The sequence below is a fragment of the Priestia endophytica genome, from assembly GCF_026790145.1.
Lineage (GTDB): Bacteria > Bacillota > Bacilli > Bacillales > Bacillaceae_H > Bacillus_I > Bacillus_I endophytica_A.
Genome location: NZ_JALAMS010000055.1, coordinates 1 through 16,048 on the forward strand (window position 1 = coordinate 1; position 16,048 = coordinate 16,048).

Consider the following 16,048-nt stretch of genomic DNA (forward strand, 5'->3'; position numbering starts at 1 on the left):
TTTTTTGTCCTTCATTTAGTTGATTAAATGTCTCCCATTGCTCCTTGGCGTATTCATCATGTTTAGCTTTTTCCTCCCACCATGCTACATAATTTTTCTTCATCACCCCAAAGGCCGGAACTCCATTGTTTTCAGGGTCATTTTTCGGTTTAGCGTTAACTTTTCCATCAAATCCGATTACAGTAACCACTAATAAACAGGCCAACACCACACAAGTCAGAATATTAAGTTTTTTCAATTTGCTATCCCTCCCTAATAACTGAATACAAGCTCATATTACAATATAAACCTTTTTTTACAAGGGAATATTTACCTAAATAATACTGATTTATTCCTTTTACACATGACTAAAATGCGAAAGAAATCAGTTTCTTCAGCTTACAAGAAAATATTACAGTGGATAAACTTATGTTTCATCTATTTGCTGCTTTGGCTGAATTTGAACAAAACCCATTATTAAGAGATTTATGGCAATAAGAGAAGCTGCAAGAACTCGAGGGCGTCTAGGAGGAAGACCTGAAACATTCACTCCAAAAGATTTAGATATGCTACAAACGTTAGTTTCCAATGGGAAACCTATAAAAGATATTACCGCAATATGGAATGTTCCCCACACCACGATTTATCGATATTTGGATAAAGAGGTAGATACTAAACATAGATTCTGTTATGGACTATTGGACACAAAACTATGAAATTTCGAATCTTTTTACATAAAAAAGGCTGTGTTCAGAAAGTAGTGATTTTCCGAATACATTCTTTTATGGTAACAAATTACATTTATTTAATCACTAAAGTGTATCAAAAGACGTTCCAAAATCTATGTATCTCAAATGGTGGCTTTTAAGATAAGGAGAATTTATCATTTATTTCTTTAAACAAAAAAGGCCAGTACCCTTTTCAACTTAAGAGTAATCGAGCCTTTTCTATTCAGACTCCCTAACATGGATTCATAGATATCCCTTTTTGTTAGGTTTCCACATCTCATTTATCACTAAATCCATTATATCCAAGTCTTACTTTTCATTCCCTGAAATGAGACTGTATATCAAACATTCATAAGATTGGAGGACCTATAAACCTGCATATAAGTCCATTTTATTCACTCTAGATTTATAAGATTAAAATCCTTGAGAAAACCACTAGATTACACTAATCTAATATTTTTTTGATTTTCCTGGTTAGGAAGCCTTATGCAAATGAAGGATGATGGACTATCTAGGGTTTATTCAATTTAATATTCATTAATATACCATGGGGTAACAGACGAATCCACGTGACCAAAAATTTGTTGCAATATCACCACATGTTCGGTTCTCTAATCAAAATGAGACTCAATCATTCATAAGAGTATAATTATTGTCTAGCAAGGTCCTTGATCGAAAACTCTACATGATTTCAATTTCGTCCGTGGTAGTATGTAAACGTAACTGCTGAGTAGCGAATTCACGATACATTGTATGAGAATGGAAGAGTTCTCTGTGTGTCCCCTTTCCAGTAATCCTGCCTTTTTCAATAAATAAAATTTGGTCCGCATCCACCACAGTAGAAAGACGGTGGGCAATTACGAGCGTTGTTCTTCCGGCCATTAAATTTTTCAGTGCCTTCTGTACATAAATTTCTGATTGACTATCGAGACTTGATGTTGCTTCGTCTAACATAAGGATCTTTGGATCTCTCAAGAGAGCACGTGCAATACCAATCCTTTGACGCTGACCACCAGATAATTTGATTCCTCTCTCCCCGACTTCCGTTTCATATCCCTCTGGAAGTTCGTCGATAAATTGATCAGCATAAGCCATTTTTGCAGCATGTTGCAGCTCCTCATCACTGACCTTTTTTCCCATGCCGTAACAAATATTTTCCCGTATGGTTCCGGCAATTAACGGACTGTCTTGTGATACATAACCAATCTGTCTTCTCCATGATTCAAGTGAAAAGTGACTAATTGAATCGGACCCAATTCTAATTGTTCCTTCCTGAGGGCAATAATACCTTTCCAAAAGTGAAAAAAGTGTTGTTTTTCCTCCACCACTTGGTCCAACAATTGCGGTCACTTTCCCTGGCTCTGCTATGAAATTTAAATCCATTAGCACATTTTTTCCGCTTTCATAGCCAAACGTTAAACGTTCTACAATAATTGGCTGATAGGTATTTTGAAGCTTCCGTCCAGAGGTATGATCCTCCTCACCTTGTTCGAGTGTCTTGATAATTCTTTCTGTTGCTCCTTTCGCTTTTTGAAGCTGAGTAAAAAACGTCGTAAATTGCGTTGTTGGTATAATAATTTGAATAAGGTATAAAATGAATGCGACCAAATCCCCAGCCGACAGCACTCCGGAGGAAACCTGCATCCCACCATAACCAATAATGACCACAAGAAGTGCCATCAGAATCAATGAAATGATTGGGGAAATCATCGATTGGACTTTCCCTTCCCTTAATCCGAATTGAAAGAGATTAGAAATGCCATGTTTTCCATTTTTGTATTCTACCGATTCTGCGTTTGATGCTTTTACAAGACGAATTTCCGACAGTACTTGAGTAATCATCGCTGTAAAATGGGCTGTTTCATCTTGAAGCCCTCTTGAAATCTTGAGCATTTGTCTTCCTAGAGGAATAAGAATCAAAAGGGTGATGGGTATTGCAATAAGCATAATCAATGTCATTTTCCAATCGATAATTAGTAGAATCGTAATAGAGCCAATAATCGAGATAATTCCCATGAAAAAACTAGTTAAATGGTTAGTGATGAGCCCTTTAACCACCCCCGTATCATTTGTCATCCTGCTGATCATTTCACCGGTACGATGATTATCATAATAGGGAATCGGTAGCACGAGAAGTTTTTTCCACAAACGTTTTCTTAGGCTGGCAACGACATCCTGACCAACATGATTTAATAAATAAATCGAAAGACCCCCAGCGATTGTCTGGGCGATAAAGGCAACAACCAAAACAAAAATCGTCACTTGATTAAGTGAAGTCAGTGAAAAACCGTCCACAAGGTTTTTGGTGAAAAAGGGAATGAAAAGCCCGACAATCGTCGATGTAACACTCATCGAAATCGCACCCATCAACATTGGTTTGGATGGATTAGTTTGTCTAATAAGATTAATAAATGGCTGCCAATCCCCCGACTTTTGTGCTTTCTTCATTTTTATCTCTCCTATACATAGACTTATAAGGCACGAGAAGGAGCTATTTTCAGGACCAAGTATCTGACCAAAGTTTGCGCTCCCTAACTCCTGTTTCTTACTATAAGGAAAAGGATACAATTCTTTTGCGACCTGAGTCCCAACAAAATTTCAGTGGTCCGATTCGGGATACTCTTTACATATATCATGGAATAGGGCCTCTCCGTTTACACTTCACCCTTTGGTGACTTATAAAAAAGGCAAATAACAAGACGGGAAAACCCATTTAAAAAGAGCGTTTCCCCCATTGGAAAACGCTCTCACATCAGAGGGATTATCTGCACAGCATCCCCATATAAAGCTCTAAATAATAATTAATCATTACTGTTTTCAACCTTTTCATTACCAACGTTAATAAGTTGGTTTAGAAGATTATTCAAAAGCTCAAGATTTATCATGATCCCACCCCCTTCGTGCTTTCAGGATAAATATTGTACGGAATCCAGTATAAGGATGTTCCGTGTACACTTAAAACTATACCATTTTATACTACTTATTTTCTATTACTATTTATCTATTTTTAAAAATTGATTCAATTGACCTGCTTTTATTAAAAATATTATTCATTCCCTCTTTGATCCTCAGGATATTTAGAGCCTAAATTTCTTTCCTAAACCTGAATTATTAACAATCCAAGCCAACACCTATATAGGTAAGAGGGTTAATATAAGAGCGATACCTTCCTAGTAGTATGGTATTAAAACCCGAATCTTAAGTAATCATTCTGACTAGGGATACCACAGCTATCCACAAACCAAAGTTTCCAAATCTTTCTATTTTAGGCCCCATCACCTATTTTCGTGAGGGACAAATTATATCCAAACTAAATTGAATGTTGTGCTTACTTGTGGTTAGAAGGTCGGGTAAAGGAGAGAGGAGTTACCTTAATGCACTTGTATTGGAATGTCATACCTGTTCATTTGATACAGGTATGGAAAAAGGGGGGCGGTATCAATATTATCTGTCTTTTCCACAATGGATTTAGGTCCTGATTTACAGATTGTTCAGCATTATGAAGGCTGTATATTGTACGACCCCTAATAAATGCAAATTTCAAGTCTCTATCGAGGCATCTTCTCCGTCAAGATGAATGGTTACACTATTTTTTCATTCATGACGTTTTTAAACGGTAACCTTGGAATTCATATCCATACAGATCGGTTAGTTCTGCAAAACTTTTATAAGAGTACGTAATGGTAACTGGGGTCCCTACTTGGACTTTATCGAAAAGTTTCTCAATGTCATCATTATGCATTCTAACACACCCCTGACTCACGTATTTTCCAATGCTTGATTCATTGTTATTACCATGAATTTCTATATGTATCCCCATGTGTACCATTCGCATTTAATCCTAACCAACGCTTATCGAGGGGATTACTAGGATCACCTCCAGGAATATTACCTGTATAGTAGGGGCGATTCTTAATTTTATTCACCACCTTAAAAATCCTACTAGTGTTTTATCCCACCTCTTCCCCGTGGCTACAGGCTCTACCATTTCTAAATATCCGTCATGGAAATAAGCAATTTTATTGTAATATTTATTAATGATGATGAGGTCTCGATGGTCTATTGCACTGGCTTCCGTTTTTCCCCTTGTAACCCCACATAATGTGACCATGAGTAAAGTGAAAATGGCCATTAATTTTAGTAACATGTTCTTCATATCTAACGTTCCTTTTTTTATATTTCATATAAAAGACGATAAAAAGTATTTTATTGCAAAGGAATAGTTGCGACGTAGGAATTTCAATCCCATTGTCAACAATCCGTCAAACTGGTCCCTAAACGATACTGCTACCCTAAAAACTGGATCTGGGTGTGACTGATATAAGGAATCAAAACTTTTCTAATTAAGGCAATAGGGAACCCACGAGGAGATCGATAGAATGTATATAACGTAAAAAGTCACTGGACGTATGTATATCATGTAGGGGATTCAGGGAGGAGATACCTTGGATTTTTATCTAAGTAAATCAGGGGAGGAACGGGAAACCCAGCACCTTTTCAGAAAGTGGTCTGATTGCCCCCATACCGATTCATGATTTGAAAGGGAGCGAAGTGTATACTTGAGGGTATACATATAGATAAGAAAAGTGCCCCTCCTTATCATACAAGTGACACGAAATTATCATTTTGTAAGGATTTGAACTCGCCTTGTATTGGGTTTAAATTTCCTTCATACAGCTACCTACATATTTAGTTACATAGAAGCCATGTATATGATAAAAAAAGATCATCATTTCAAAGAGGGAATCCTATCTGTGAACCTTATTCATCAACTATCCGATCTCTTAGTATAAAGTAGAAGTCACTAAGAACCCTTTCGTCTCCTTATATTTCTCACATACTCATACCAGCATCTATAAAAACCTTCTCTATTAGGGGAGGTTTTTATAGATACCACTGAGAGATTTGATTATTCGGATTTAACTTAGCCGCCTAGAAGACCACCTAGAAGACCATCTAAAATAGGACCCACAATAGGTAGACCAGACACAATGCCATCTACTAATTCCATACCATTTCCCCCCTTTACTTTTATATCATTGAAAATTATACCATTTTTTGAAAAAGAAAACAATAAATTGTCTGAAAAGACTGAAAAAAATAACCCGAAATAATTCTTTTTTTGAGGGATTTACAAGTAATTTATTGATATGTGTGTGTTCAATTAAATTAATAGTAAAGTTTTTTTAATTGGTATCGAATTTCTTTGAATGGAATGCCCTGTTTCCAAAACGGAGATTATGCCAATAAGAGGTTACTCTCACCATATATTTTCTCGCGTGCTAAAAAATCGACTTGGGTGGGAACTTAAAGGCTCAACAGCTCTAAAAATCCCCTTGGAGTGATTAGATATAGTTTTTTACTTAGGGGGTGGTTCAGGACGACTATCCATAGAAAAAAAGATGCCGGTAAACATCTAAATAGGGAGAATTAAGGTTAGAGAATGATTCATAAAATGAACAGTAAAATGATAATATAATAGTTAAGGATAAAATTAACATTTCAACATAAAGGGGGCTATGGGTATGTCATTGTCAGGGAACTAACTGAATCCCGTAAAATGTAGACCTACCTTTAAGTTAAGAAACATTCATACTATCCCTAGTAAGAAAAAACTGTTTCCATATGTTTGTTGTCTTCTGCGGGGTAACCGTTCTTCTTTACGAAGTGTTTAACTAGATCTTCCCCAATCCTAGGGATTGCTTTCTCATCTTTCTCCCTATATTTTCAAGAGGTTTACATTCTATGTTTCTAGAAAAGAGTTCCTGTGCTAAAATCAGAACACTTTGATAAGTTGGAGTAAAAACCGGTATGTAGTGAATGAAATACAGTTTAAATTTACATTTAAAGGAGGATACAAATGTTCAAAAGTCTAGCCGTAGCCATTATCCATGGAATGGGTAATCAAATACCAGGATTCGCCGAGGAAATGATCACCTTAATCCATAAAAGGTTTGTAAAGCAGTTAAAACATTTAGTTGATGACCCTTCCCCCTACCTTATTATTCAACCTATACACTGGGGAGGAGTTCTTTCAGAAAGGGAGGAAAAATTATTTCAAAAAACCGTTCTCGATAACCATTTAGATTATCAACAGCTACGAAAGTTTATTATTCATTATTTAGGAGATAGTATCGCATATCAACCTGTAGAGACAGTGAATCATAATTATGAAAGAGTACATGAGGAAATAGGCAAAAATCTTAACGTTCTTTCCAAGAGATCTGGTGACCATACTCCTTTATGTGTTATTTCACATAGTTTAGGTTCGGTTATTGCGAGTAATTACTTCTACGACTTACAATTTAAACAAAATGATGTTACCTCAGTTGTTAGTGAATCATCCCCTTTGGAAAAAGGGGAGACCTTAACCTTATTTTATACATTAGGGACGGCACTGCCGCTATGGAGTTTACGTTATCATAACTTTGATCGCCCTATAAATATTCCATCTACAAAACTTCGAGATTTTTATCCTGGTTTGGAAGGTGAGTGGATAAATTTTTATGATAAAGATGATATTTTAGGCTATCCATTAAGGGATGTGAGTGAAAATTATAAAAACTCTGTTACCGAGGATAGAGAGGTTAATATAGGAAACTTATTAACGAGTTGGAATCCATTATGTCATTCAAGTTATTTTATAGATATGGACGTTATTAACCCCATTGTAGATGGATTAGTTCGTACATGGAGGCATATAAATGATGTATAAATGAACTGTTTTTGGTGCAAGGACGTTCGAGACCATTGCAATGAACCCCCGAATCCTGGATATAATGATACTACTAAACTAAAAGGGATGTGTATCAGTATGAAAGAAAAAACAATAGAATTCAAATAGAAACATGATCATCCTAATATTATTTGAGAACAGACTCCATTAGAAATCTAGGTTCTGGTGCGAAAATTTAAGCTGACTTGAAACTAATCTCTAAATCTTGGACATACTGATACTATCAATCTGGAAAAGGGATGGTATTCAGTTATGGAAAAACAGAATTTATTTAAGTGGAAACATAATCAGCCGGACCTTATTTTGCTAACAGTCAGATGGTACCTACAGTGCAACCTCAGTTTTCGTGATTTAGTCGAAATGATGGAAGAACGCGGACTATCTATGGCTCATACAACCATCATGCGTTGAGTTCATCAGTATGGTCCTGAATTAGATGAGCGAGTACGACATCATCTTAAGCCAATCAATGATTCTTGGCGGGTCGATGAGACATATGTGAAAGTCAAAGCTCAATGGATGTACCTATATCGTGCCGTTGATTCAGAAGGAAATACGATTGATTTTTATTTAAGTAAAACAAGAGATCATAAGGCTGCAAAGCGCTTTTTCAAGAAAGCTTTGCGGTCTTTTCATGTTTCAAATCCTCATGTTATCACAGTAGACAAGAACCCAGCCTATCCTATAGCGATTGAAGAGTTAAAAAACGAAAAAAAGATGCCCGTAGGCATCCAAATAAGGCAGGTAAAATATCTTAATAACATAGTGGAACAAGATCATCGTTTTATTAAAAAGAGAGTTCGTTCTATGTTAGGATTGAAATTTTTTCGTACAGCCAAATCTATTCTTTCGGGAGTAGAGGCGATGCATATCATTAAAAAAGGACAACTTGCTTTACAGGACAAGTCTGTCCAAAATCAAGTGAAGTTCATTCATCAACTATTTAGAATGGTTGCATAAGAACAGATTCCATTAGGAATCTATATACCTCTTTCAAACAAACGCGATCTTTGCACCAGAACCATAAATAGTAATAGGAAAAGATTGATATAAGATGGTATAGTTTTACATGTGCAGGATATATCCTAGTATTGGATTATGCACAGTATTTATCCATGAAAACATGGGGGTGGGATCATGATCAATCTTGAGCTTTTGAATAATCTTCTAAGTCAACTTATTAATGTAGGCAATGGAAAAGTTGAAAACGGTAATGACTAATTAGTGTTTAGGACTTTATACTGGGATGCCATATAGGGTATACCCCTGATGTAAGAGCGTTTTCCACTGGGGGAAGCGCTCTTTTCGGGTGGGTTTTCTCGTCTTGTGGTTATCCCTTTCTATAAGTCACCAAAGGGTGAAGTGTAAATGGCTAGGCTCTATCCAATGATAGAGGGAAAGCGTATCCCTAGTACATCCATTGCCCTTTTACTTTGATGTACGTTTCATCGACTCTCCAGGAGTCATTGGTTTGCTTGAGATGACGACAGATTTGTTTGTCCAATTCAGGACCATACTGATGTACCCAACGCATAATGGTCGCATGAGCAATAGATAAGCCCCGTTCCTCCATCATTTTCACCAAATCACGAAAGCCCAAGTTGTACCGTAGATACCATCTTACTGTTTGCAAAATCATATCAGACTGATAGTGCCTTCACTTGAATAAATTTTTCGTTTTCATACCGATCACACCCCTTTTCTAGAATAGTAGTATCAGTATGTTCAAGTTTAATAGATTACTTACAATCAGTTTAAATTTTTTGCACCAGAACCATATGTTTTAATACGGGTGAGATTCAATTTTCTTTTTGAACTCCCAAAAACCAGGAGTTTGATCTATTTTGACATTGTTTATTGATTCAATAATTTTCAATTTTAAATCTTGCTCAATATCCTCACGATTCCTAGCCGATACATTATTTAACACTTTTTTGATTTTGGGATCCATTAGCTTGATAACATATTCGTCAAAAAAAGGAGATTCAGGTGAAATTTGAAAAAAATTTTTATCGCAGAACCTTTCCATGAATTGTCCCTCCTAATAAACTTTCAATTGGTTTTTTAATTTTTTAATTGAATTATTATGAATTTTCGAAATATTTTGTGGAGATTCGTTGAACAGTTTTGCGATGGTTTTGTTTTTAAAATCATACACGTAAATAAGTTCTAATACTTTTCTTTGTTTATCTGTAAGTGTTTTCAATACTTGATGAAGTTTCGGATCCTCAATATAAGTAAGCAAATCATCTTCTTCGGTTAAAATTAATTCACTTATGTCTGGACTGTAAGATTCTAAAAAATCCAGAAGAGAGGTAGCATTTTGACTTTCTTGAACGGGCTTATCTAGAATTAAGGGAAAGTACTTATCGTAAGTACGATATTTTCTGTCTAAGTCAATAGAATAATAATAAATAAGGTTTGAAAGGTATTTGATAAAACGGACTTGAAAATAAAATTTCTTAAATTTTTGATCTAACTCCTCTACGTTTCGACGATTAGGAAAACACACGGCCTCTATAAATAACGAATAGTTCTCCCCTTTCTTTAAAAATTCTTTAACCACAGGCTGGTTGATCAATTTGAAGTTTGACTTTAGAAATTCTTGAAACTTTTGCTTGTTATAATATCCTCTATCCTTTTGCATCGTTTCCCCCCTTATATGTATAAAGAGAATAAAATGGGATAAAAATCAACCGAAGGTAATTTTTACCTAAAAACCTAACACAGCGCATGGTTTATTATGAAAAGTTTCGGGTTTCTTACCAAAATGCTCTATTCTTAAAACTCTAATAGATCTGGTGACATGCTGTAACTCCTCTACAATGGAGAGAATGGCACATCTTTTAGGGATTGGACCGAAAATGAAGGATGATGATGATACACGATAATGAAAACTCCATTTGGAAAAAATTTTTTTATTGGTTGATTTTTGCGATTTTATTTCTCTTTATAAAAGTAACAGCCGGCTGTTTCAATACTACTTACACGTGAGGAGAGGATAAGTAATGGCAGATCGCCCCGCAGGAAACCCAGAAGCTACACGCTCTGTCGTGCATGCGTCAAATGGGATGGTGGCAACAAGTCAACCTTTAGCAGTAATGGCAGGATTACGTATTTTGCATCAAGGTGGGAATGCTTTTGATGCCGCAGTTGCAGCAGCAGCTACATTAGCTGTGGTAGAACCGTCGATGACCGGACTAGGTGGTGATATGTTCGCACTTATGTACAGTCAAAAAACTAAAAAAATTGAAGCCCTAAATGGTAGTGGACGAGCACCAAGAAAAGCGACTAGAGATTATTTCTTGTCACGGGGCTTTAAAGAAATTCCAGAAACAGGAATTTTGTCAGTTACCACGCCCGGAGCGGTAGATGGATGGGCTGAGATGCTTGACAAACATGGGTCTATGACATTTAATCAAGTATTACAGCCTGCAATCGAGTATGCAGAGAAAGGATTTCCCGTCTCGGAAATTATCGCTGCGCAATGGAGACGATATGAATCCCTTCTACGGCATAATAAAGAAGCCGCATCTGTATACTTGCTGAATGATCAAGCTCCTAGAGATGGTATACATTTTAAACAGCCACAGTTGGCGAAAACACTGCAGGAAATCGCGGAGAAAGGCCGAGACGCCTTCTACAAAGGGGAAATTGCGCATAAGGTTTCAAATTATATGGAGAAAAACGGCGGTCTCCTCTCCTACGATGATCTTGCTAATCACACATCGACTTGGGTAGAGCCGATATACACGGATTACAAGGGCTACCGTGTATATGAAATATCACCGAATACCCAAGGAATCACTACGCTCGAAATGCTTAATATATTAGAAAATTTCGAATTATCGGAATTACGTCATAATTCAGCTGAATATCTTCATCTCTTGATTGAAGCGAAAAAGTTAGCTTATGCTGATCGTGATCATTATGTGTCTGATCCCGAGTTTACAGATGTGCCGATTGAGCGAATGCTTTCAAAAGAATACGCACGAGAGCGAAGCCAACTGATCGACCAGAATCAGGCATTAAAGAATGTCGGTCCCGGTCTTGACTTAAAAGGTGATACGGTTTACTTAACCGTGGTAGATAAGGACCGGAATGTTGTTTCCTTTATTAACAGTATTTTTGGCCACTTTGGTTCAGGGGTTGTTCCGGCTGATACAGGATTTATCTTACAAAATCGGGGGGCATCGTTTTCCTTGGATGAAACCCACTCTAATAGACTTGAAGCGGGGAAACGTCCGTTCCATACCATTATTCCGGCTATGGTTTTTAAAGATGGGAAACCGTACTTCTCCTTTGGTGTGATGGGAGGAGACATGCAGCCACAAGGCCAAGTACAGGTGTTACTGAACTTGCTAGAGTTTGGCATGAATATTCAAGAAGCTGGAGAAGTAGCGCGATTCTGTCATGCTCACAACGGAGTTGCCGTAGAGTCAGAAATTTCGAGTAAAGCAAGATTAGATTTAATAGACAAAGGCCATAAGCTGATTTCAGCCGTTGATATCTTTGGTGGATTCCAGGGCATTTTAATTGACCCTGTTTCCAACATGCTGCAAGGAGGATCTGACCCGAGGAAAGACGGGTGCGCTATAGGTTATTAGTAGATCAATAGGCTTGATGTGGATCTATCTAATTTTCCAATATCATCGAGGAGGGAAAGCATTGGCTAGGCAAGAAATTGATGTGAAAAATCAAGATCAAGAACAAACTGTACGAATAAAAGATTCACATAATGTTAAGATCTATCACACAGAAGAGCAGAGGCTAATGATTGTTCAGATATTGAAAGCTATGAGTAATGGTGCTTTTCCAAAACAAAACAATGAAAAAAGCATCAAGGGGCTATTAAAGATTAAGAAAAATAAGCTGCAAAGAGAACTTCATGATATTGAAAATGACTTAATGAAGCAAAGGGAAAATATCACAGTTGAAAATTCGTCAGACATCACTATAATCCAATGTGTCATACAGGATGATCAATTGAAAGAAATTGCGGAAACATTAGTGAAAGCTAAAACACCAAAATAGAACGGCTCGCATGGGTGGTGGTTCATCCCCTTATAGAAAGGGGGTGGATACTATGTCAGTATTTGAGGCAATGACCTTAGTAACTGCGTTTGGGGTTTTAATTATCAATATTCTGGCATTTCGTAACAAGAAATAACCACCCTGAGCCTACCAAGCATTAAGGGTGGTTATTTGGTAAGATATTAATTTTAAAGAACTACCCCTTTGTAGGGCAATCTATTGCATATTAGGCCAGGATGATAGCCACATCCTGGTCCTGATTCCCTTAAGAAAAGGACTATCTTTTTCTAGTACCTTTTGGTTGCCTTAATGGCAACTCCACTTTATAAAATTAAGAAAGTCCTATAATCAACTTTTCCGGTTCTGGTGCAAAGATTGCATCTATCTGAAAGAGGTATATAGATTCCTGGTGAAATCTGTTCTTATATAGCTATTCCAAATAGTTGATGAATGAACTTCACTTGATTTTGGAAGACTTTTCCTGTAAAGCAAGTTGTCCTTTTTTAATGATATGCATCGCCTCTACTCCCGAAAGAATAGATTTGGCTGTACGAAAGGATTTCAATCCTAACATAGAACAAACTCTCTTTTTAATAAAACGATGATCTTGTTCCACTATGTTATTAAGATATTTCACCTGCCTTATTTGTTCGCACGATACATTTCTTCACAAACTGTATTTATAGCAGTCATTTATTACAGAAATGCTGCCCTGATAGTTCCATAAGAAATGGAGCAATACTTTAATGTAAGTATTGCCCCGATTGTTGCATAAAGGATAGCACTTTTCAACCAACAAGTTAATACCCTACTCTTCTTTTTTATTCATCAATCCTAACTTTTCTAAATCTTCAGCAGTGTCGTGCATATGCCTATGGAATCCATCTCGGTCTGCCATACTTAATCCCAAATCTATAGCGACTTTCCCAGCCGTAATCACTTTATCACCAACATTTACGATACCTTTCCCAACTTCCTCAAGGCCATGTTTTACGGTATCAAAACCACTTTTGACTGTGTTACCAACAGAGTTTAAAAATCCACCAAAATCAAAACTCATTACAGTATCTTCATCATTTGTTGGATATAGATCTTGTTCAACAAACTTTATTGTTTCGCTTAGCAATGTATCAGAATCAAGCTCTGTATTATGAACTGCCTCTGAAGAGTCTAGAATCTGATTTGCTTTTCGCATCAACGCATTAATTAAACCTGCATGATGTTCATCTACTTCTGGATAAATAATGTCGCCCTTTTTCGTTTTTAGAATACCTAAAAATTTAGTTTCATTTCCTTCTTTTGGTTCACACATAAAAAGTGCATAACCACTTGAAGGATCAATCATTCGGCTTGGTCCAACATAAACTTTATAATTTTCAATTTCAAATTCGGTATTCTGGATATCTACACTCACGATTATTCACTCCTTTGAATCATCTTGTAATAAGGTTATACCACCAATCACCATTTTGTAAATCCTACCAACTTCCTGAAAATGTATGTAAGTAAAGACTACTCCTTATCTCAAATTAAAGAAGCTACAGGAATTGGAGCAACAACGTTATATCGTTACTTAGGAAAAAGAACTATCTGGCGAGGAGGTGTAATATTTCCTCTCCGCCTTTTACTGTTATTATGGTATAAAGGAGGAATACAAAATGAAAAATCACGAATATCGTTTGCAGGAGCAATTGGATTTGTAGGGGTCATGGCTCCCTCATATGAAATTTAATATTTATTAGTTAACATAACCTTTATTACAGGAAGTAATAAAAGCTCAAACTCGTTGAATGCCAACGAGTTTGAGCTTTTTCTTATCATTTAATTATACTTTTACGGACTGTTTTTTGTGTTGTATTTTAATTTCTACTATGAAAATTGAGTTTTTTTATTATAAATTTTAGAATGTTCCATTTTTTATCAAAAGTGTATACTTTTGTCGTTGTCTATTCGGTGTATAAGTATAGGGAGGAAAAAGGATGAAACAAGAAGATGAATTAGCTTCCTATCTTATCCATTTAGGAGAGGAAGTACTGAAGTTCTTACTAGCAAAAGGATCGACAAAAGAAGATGCGGAGGATATTATTCAAAATACTTTTTACAAAGTATACACGCTATTGGATGACCTAACAGAAAACAATATTCGCCCATGGTTCTTTAGAGTAACACTTAACGAGTACATTGATTTAAAGAGAAAGAAGGAACACCAAAACATCCACTTAACAGAGAAAATTTATTCAAAGCTCCAATACACAGATGGTGAACTGGAGGCCCTTCTAAATAAAGAGGAGATTGTCTACTTATTAAAAGACATCAAAAAAGAATATAGGGAAGTTTTCTTTTTAAAGTATTACTATAATTTTTCATACGAAGAAATTTCAGTTATTTTGAATCTTAAAGTAAGTAGTGTGAAGCAAAAATTATTCCGTGCACGTAAGTCGATTCACTCAAAAATAGGAGGAAGACATAGATGGAACATTCGTTAAAAGATGCTTTAAGAAAAGCGAAGCGACGACAATTACTAAAGATTATTGTCATCTCAATTATTGTGGTACTTATTACTTTACCCGTCCTTTATAAAATAGGAAATTACTTTGCTGCAAAAAGTTCTACAAGACTTCATGAACAGCTCTTTTTACATAATGAAATTGCTGAACCTAATATTCAAATCGATTCTCAGGTTACGAATAATTCTTCTATGTTTGGCGGTAATATTATTACAAATCGTTCTAAAAATGTAGATGGCTATTTAATACCATGGAGCACGCTTACAAGTTCATATGATTGGCTACGTGTTAATATTGATTATAACGAGTTAATACCAGGATCCTATCTAGAAGGTAAAGAACTCTATGAATATGATAAACAAACAAAGAATAAAGTGGCGACCTTTTACCATCCATCCATTCAAAAATATTATGACAGTATACAAAATGATTTAAAGGAAATTTTACAAATGGACAATTATGTAGCAGAAGTTGCACTTTCTTTTGATAAACCTTATACATTCCAGGAAATTGAGGAACAAATTCCTAATAACTTAAACATTGTGTGGCTGTATATGACCCCTCCAATTGTAGATGAAAGTAAAGGATCTTCTGGTATGCCGGTTTATGGTTTTAATCCATCTAGTTCACCAAAGGAGGCCTACCATAGCTTTATTAAATCCCTTAAAGAGTATGATAAAAATGGGAATGAAGAGACTATCCAAAACTTCTTACAGTCAAATAAAAATAAACCGTTTGAGGATGTCAAAGTTTTGGGAGTCATGGTGACGGGCCAAACTAAAAACTTTAAAAGTCTAGAAAATAAGAGCTTTATTCGTGGGGCTTCCGTAGGGGCCACTGCACAAATTGTTCCTTATATTAAACCAACAAAATAGTGAGCAGAAGATTGTATGAAAAACTTTGTTTTTAGGTGATTTAGGATACACAAAAACCACTTAACGTAACACTGCTTATTAATAGTAGAAATAAAATAACCTCTTTGAATTAAGTATCAAAGAGGTTATTTGGTTTATATAGCGATTATAAATTAAACTTTTTCTAGCAATGGGCTCTCAATGATTGTA

Annotated in this window: 13 protein-coding genes and 4 pseudogenes; 8 read left to right on the forward strand and 9 right to left on the reverse strand. The window is 36.0% G+C overall.

All coding sequences use genetic code 11. The annotated features are described in order from the left end of the window. The coding region (locus MOC86_RS25630; RefSeq protein ID WP_268586732.1) for a hypothetical protein at positions 1–238 on the reverse strand (238 nt) is incomplete at its 3' end. Positions 239–351: 113 nt separating this feature from the next. On the opposite strand from MOC86_RS25630, the pseudogene MOC86_RS25635 reads away from it, so the two are divergent. Continuing rightward, positions 352–695 (forward strand): annotated as a pseudogene (locus MOC86_RS25635) (helix-turn-helix domain-containing protein); the annotation flags it as partial. Between the two features lie 693 nt (positions 696–1,388). On the opposite strand, the gene MOC86_RS25640 reads toward MOC86_RS25635, so the two are convergent. The 3 genes from MOC86_RS25640 to MOC86_RS25650 all read right to left on the reverse strand — a co-directional run bounded on the left by MOC86_RS25640 (position 1,389) and on the right by MOC86_RS25650 (position 4,863). After that, complete coding sequence (locus tag MOC86_RS25640; protein ID WP_268586733.1) at positions 1,389–3,155, reverse strand: ABC transporter ATP-binding protein; 1,767 nt, start codon at positions 3,153–3,155, stop codon at positions 1,389–1,391. A 1,150-nt stretch (positions 3,156–4,305) separates the two neighbouring features. Continuing rightward, a complete protein-coding gene (locus tag MOC86_RS25645) occupies positions 4,306–4,542 on the reverse strand; it encodes a L,D-transpeptidase (RefSeq protein WP_326847765.1) in 237 nt (78 codons plus the stop codon). 87 nt (positions 4,543–4,629) lie between these two features. Continuing rightward, on the reverse strand, positions 4,630–4,863 hold the full coding sequence (locus MOC86_RS25650; RefSeq protein WP_268586734.1) for a L,D-transpeptidase: 234 nt from the start codon (positions 4,861–4,863) through the stop codon (positions 4,630–4,632). Between the two features lie 1,704 nt (positions 4,864–6,567). Here MOC86_RS25650 and MOC86_RS25655 point away from each other — a divergent pair. Further along, positions 6,568–7,422 carry a chemotaxis protein gene (locus MOC86_RS25655; protein WP_268586735.1) on the forward strand — a complete coding sequence of 285 codons (855 nt, stop codon included), beginning with the start codon at positions 6,568–6,570 and terminating at the stop codon, positions 7,420–7,422. 273 nt (positions 7,423–7,695) lie between these two features. Beyond that, a pseudogene (locus MOC86_RS25660) lies at positions 7,696–8,403 on the forward strand (IS6 family transposase). 451 nt (positions 8,404–8,854) lie between these two features. On the opposite strand, the pseudogene MOC86_RS25665 reads toward MOC86_RS25660, so the two are convergent. The 3 genes and pseudogenes from MOC86_RS25665 to MOC86_RS25675 all read right to left on the reverse strand — a co-directional run. Further along, positions 8,855–9,082: pseudogene (locus MOC86_RS25665) on the reverse strand (IS6 family transposase); the annotation flags it as partial. Positions 9,083–9,226: 144 nt separating this feature from the next. Beyond that, complete coding sequence (locus MOC86_RS25670) at positions 9,227–9,472, reverse strand: hypothetical protein (protein WP_268586736.1); 246 nt, start codon at positions 9,470–9,472, stop codon at positions 9,227–9,229. A gap of 12 nt (positions 9,473–9,484) precedes the next feature. Further along, positions 9,485–10,090 (reverse strand): sigma-70 family RNA polymerase sigma factor, encoded by a 606-nt coding sequence (locus tag MOC86_RS25675; RefSeq protein WP_268586737.1) that lies wholly within the window; start codon positions 10,088–10,090, stop codon positions 9,485–9,487. 361 nt (positions 10,091–10,451) lie between these two features. Here MOC86_RS25675 and ggt point away from each other — a divergent pair, with 361 nt between their 5' ends. The 3 genes from ggt (at position 10,452) to MOC86_RS27580 (ending at position 12,613) form a co-directional block, all read left to right on the forward strand. Further along, a complete protein-coding gene (ggt, locus tag MOC86_RS25680) occupies positions 10,452–12,050 on the forward strand; it encodes a gamma-glutamyltransferase (protein WP_268586738.1) in 1,599 nt (532 codons plus the stop codon). Between the two features lie 61 nt (positions 12,051–12,111). Next, positions 12,112–12,477, forward strand: coding sequence for a hypothetical protein (locus MOC86_RS25685; RefSeq protein ID WP_268586739.1), 366 nt, complete (start codon positions 12,112–12,114; stop codon positions 12,475–12,477). Between the two features lie 52 nt (positions 12,478–12,529). After that, the gene (locus MOC86_RS27580; protein WP_419146691.1) at positions 12,530–12,613 is read left to right on the forward strand and encodes a putative holin-like toxin; all 84 of its coding nucleotides are present in this window, start codon (positions 12,530–12,532) and stop codon (positions 12,611–12,613) included. A gap of 286 nt (positions 12,614–12,899) precedes the next feature. On the opposite strand, the pseudogene MOC86_RS25690 reads toward MOC86_RS27580, so the two are convergent. Further along, positions 12,900–13,126 (reverse strand): annotated as a pseudogene (locus MOC86_RS25690) (DDE-type integrase/transposase/recombinase); the annotation flags it as partial. A 159-nt stretch (positions 13,127–13,285) separates the two neighbouring features. After that, positions 13,286–13,891 carry a hypothetical protein gene (locus MOC86_RS25695; RefSeq protein WP_268586740.1) on the reverse strand — a complete coding sequence of 202 codons (606 nt, stop codon included), beginning with the start codon at positions 13,889–13,891 and terminating at the stop codon, positions 13,286–13,288. 565 nt (positions 13,892–14,456) lie between these two features. On the opposite strand from MOC86_RS25695, the gene MOC86_RS25705 reads away from it, so the two are divergent. After that, on the forward strand, positions 14,457–14,963 hold the full coding sequence (locus MOC86_RS25705; protein WP_268586741.1) for an RNA polymerase sigma factor: 507 nt from the start codon (positions 14,457–14,459) through the stop codon (positions 14,961–14,963). Next, the gene (locus MOC86_RS25710) at positions 14,948–15,859 is read left to right on the forward strand and encodes a sigma factor regulator N-terminal domain-containing protein (protein WP_268586742.1); all 912 of its coding nucleotides are present in this window, start codon (positions 14,948–14,950) and stop codon (positions 15,857–15,859) included. Before MOC86_RS25705 ends, MOC86_RS25710 begins: the two co-directional genes overlap by 16 nt. Positions 15,860–16,048 lie beyond the last annotated feature (189 nt).